General features: G+C 78.6%; 5 protein-coding genes and 1 pseudogene. All 6 read left to right on the top strand.

The window, feature by feature from the left end; all coding sequences use genetic code 11:
• Positions 1-743: type II secretion system F family protein (locus HLB09_RS15015; protein ID WP_171204136.1), on the top strand; the 743-nt coding region annotated here is incomplete at its 5' end.
• Between the two features lie 88 nt (positions 744-831).
• A complete protein-coding gene (locus HLB09_RS15010; RefSeq protein WP_171204135.1) occupies positions 832-1,086 on the top strand; it encodes a hypothetical protein in 255 nt (84 codons plus the stop codon).
• A gap of 70 nt (positions 1,087-1,156) precedes the next feature.
• On the top strand, positions 1,157-1,537 hold the full coding sequence (locus tag HLB09_RS15005) for a TadE/TadG family type IV pilus assembly protein (protein ID WP_212771166.1): 381 nt from the start codon (positions 1,157-1,159) through the stop codon (positions 1,535-1,537).
• The gene (locus HLB09_RS15000; protein WP_171204134.1) at positions 1,527-2,000 is read left to right on the top strand and encodes a TadE/TadG family type IV pilus assembly protein; all 474 of its coding nucleotides are present in this window, start codon (positions 1,527-1,529) and stop codon (positions 1,998-2,000) included. The genes HLB09_RS15005 and HLB09_RS15000 overlap by 11 nt, the downstream gene beginning before the upstream one ends.
• On the top strand, positions 2,000-2,497 hold the full coding sequence (locus HLB09_RS14995) for a pilus assembly protein TadG-related protein (protein WP_171204133.1): 498 nt from the start codon (positions 2,000-2,002) through the stop codon (positions 2,495-2,497). The genes HLB09_RS15000 and HLB09_RS14995 overlap by 1 nt, the downstream gene beginning before the upstream one ends.
• A 2-nt stretch (positions 2,498-2,499) precedes the next feature.
• Positions 2,500-3,037 (top strand): annotated as a pseudogene (locus tag HLB09_RS14990) (hypothetical protein); the annotation flags it as partial.

Here is a 3,037-nt window from a genome sequence, read left to right as displayed (position 1 = left end):
CGGGCGAGCGCCTGCGCGTGCGACGCGTCGGCGCGGTGCTGCGCGCCGCCCTCGAGGCGCGGGGCGTGCGGCTGGGGCGCGTCGGCGCGGACCTCGCGGTCACGGGCACCTCCGTCGAGACGCACCTGGCGACGAGCGCGCTCGCGGCCGTGCTGGGGCTCGTCCTCCCGCTGGTCATGGGCGCGGCGGCGGCCCTCACGGGCGCGTCATTCGGCGCCGTGCCGGTGCTGGCCTCGCTCGTGCTCGCCGTGGGCGGCCTCGTGCTGCCGACGGTCGTGGTCCACGGGCAGGCCGTGGAGCAGCGGCGCGCCTTCCGGCACGTCGTGGGCGCCTTCCTCGACCTCGTCGCGATGAGCCTCGCCGGTGGCCGGGGTGTCCCCGAGGCGCTCCAGACCGCGTCCGCCGTCAGCGACGCGCCCGCCATGGTGCGCATCCGGCGCGCCCTCGAGGACGCCCGGCTGCAGGGGACGACGCCGTGGCACGCGCTCGGCCGCCTCGGCGCCGACGTGGGCGTCGAGGAGCTCGTCGACCTCGGCGCCGCCCTGGCGCTGGTCGCCGAGGACGGCGCCAAGGTCAAGGAGTCGCTCTCGGCGCGTGCCGAGTCCCTGCGCCGCAAGGAGATCGCCGAGCTCGAGGGCGCCGCGCAGGAGCGGTCGCAGTCGATGGTCGTCGCCCAGCTCCTCCTGGCGGCCGGCTTCCTCCTCTTCCTCCTGTACCCCGCGCTCGCCAGGATCGCCCTGTGAGCCCCCGCCCGAGCCGGTCGCCCGCGCGAGGCCCCACCGACCGCACCCGACGCACCGGCATCCGACCCACCGACCCCAGGGGAACCCCATGGCACCGCTGACCACCGCCCGCTCGCTCGTCCTCCGGCTCGCCGTCGTGCTCCAGCTGTCGCTGCGGCGGCTGCTCGCCCCCCGCCTCGAGGTCCTGCGGGCGCAGCCGCAGCGGGGCGCCAGCGCCATCGAGTGGGTGCTCATCACCGCGGTGGTCGTCGTCATCGTCGGTGTGGTCGCCTTCGTCATCCGGGACCTGGTGGTCGACCGGGCGGAGGAGATCGAGGGCACGATCAACATCCCCAACGGCTGACGGTCCGGTGCACCTCGCACGTGCGCGCGACGGAGGGTCAGGCCGTGGCCGGCGGTCGTCCGGTCGGCTGGTGGCCCGTGACGACGCGGGCGTCAGCTCGATCGAGCTCGTCGTCTACGTGCCGCTGCTCCTCCTGCTGCTCTTCATGGGCGTGCAGGTGGGGCAGGTCATGCTGGGCAACCAGGCCGCCCTGGCGGCCGCCCGTGAGGCTGCCCGCGTCGCCCGGGCGGGCGGCGACCTGACGGCGGCCGAGGACCGGGGCCGCGCGTACGCGGCCTCGATCGGCACCGGCGTGCTCCGGGGGGCCGACGTGGAGGTGCTCGCCCTCGACGGCGGGCTCACCGTCCGCGCGACCGTCACGGGCGACGCGTACGCGCTCGTCCCGAGCCTCGGCGGGCGCATCACCCAGGTGGCCGAGGGCCCCGTGGAGGTGTTCCGCGGTGACACGTGAGGCGCCCGCACGCCGCGACCTCGGACCCTGGGTCGGCGACGCGCCGGAGACGGACGCGCCGCGCCGGCACGCCGCCGACCGCGGCTCCATGTCGGTCGAGGTCGTGGTCGTGGCACCGCTGCTGCTCCTCCTCGTGGTGCTCGTCCTGGCGATGGGCCGCGTGGCCCTGCTGCAGGGCGACGTCGACGCGGCCGCCCGCGACGCCGCCCGGGCCGCCTCGGTCGAGCGGACTCCGGGTGCGGCGGCCGCCGCAGCGCAGGCGGCGCTCGACGCCGTCGCCTCGCCCGACCAGGAGTGCGCTCCTGCAGCGCTCGGGGGCACCTTCGCCCCCGGCGGCCAGGTCGAGGTGACCGTCAGCTGCACCGTCCCGATGCGCACGCTGACGGGTCTCGGCCTGGGCCCCTCGATCACCCTCGACGCCACGGGCGCCGCCCCCCTCGAGACCTTCCGGAGGACCGGCTGATGCCGCGCCGCGCACCCGCGCCCCCCACCCGCCGCCGCCCGGCCGCAGCGCTGCGACGGCGGCTGGCGGCCCTGCGCGCCTCCGGCGAGCGGGGGGCCGCGACGACGTTCCTCGTGCACGCCGCCCCGCTGCTGCTGCTGCTCGGCGGGCTCGTCCACGACGGCGGTCAGGCCATCAACGCGCGCGCCGCCGCGGCCGACGACGCCGAGCAGGCCGCACGCGCCGGCGCCGACGCCGTCGACGTCCCCGTCCTGCGCGCGACCGGCGTCGTCGTCCTCGACCCGGGCCGCGCCGCGGCGGCCGCCGCCGCCTGGTGCGCCCAGCGGGGCTACGGGGGAGGCGACTGCTCGGTCTCGGCCGGCCCGGACGGCGTCGTCGTGACGACGCGCGCCCGTGTGCCCTCGGCCGTCCTCTCGCTCGTGGGCGTCGGCGCCTTCGACGTGGAGGCGACCGCCAGCGCCCGCGCCGCCACCGGCATCGCCGTCGAGGGGAGCTGACCGTGGCCCGCCCCGCTCCCCGCCCTGCTTCCAGCCCCGCCTCACGCCCCGGGGCGGACGACCCCGCGCGTCCCCGCGGCCGGGGGCCCGAGCGGTTCCAGCCGCAGCCGGCCCACGAGCGGCGCTCGCCCTGGGCGGCCGCCGGGGCCCTCCTCGCGCTGCTCGCCCTCGTCATGGGCGTGCCCGCCGTCCTGCTCGCGCTCGGGGCGCCGCCGCCCGTGCCGACCTCGGTGCCCGACGCGGACGTCCTGCTCGGGGCCCTGGGCGCCGAGCAGCTCGTCACCGTGCTCGTGGCCGTCGTCTGGCTGGCGTGGCTGCAGTTCTGCGTGTGCGTCGCCGTCGAGGCCGTGGCGGCCGTCCGGGACGGCGGGCTGCCGCGTCCCGTGCCCCTGGCCGGCCCGAGCCAGCGGCTCGCGCGGGCCCTCGTCGGCGCCCTGCTGCTCACCGGCGTCGTGGCGGGCCAGGCCTCGGCCGCGGCGCCCGTCGTCGCGGCGGCCACCGGTGGACCGGGCCCCGCGGTGGTGGCGAGCCAGCAGGTGG

Source organism: Pseudokineococcus marinus (assembly GCF_013004605.1).
GTDB classification, from domain to species: Bacteria; Actinomycetota; Actinomycetes; order Actinomycetales; family Quadrisphaeraceae; genus Pseudokineococcus; species Pseudokineococcus marinus.
This window is presented reverse-complemented; position numbering and strand designations above follow the sequence as displayed.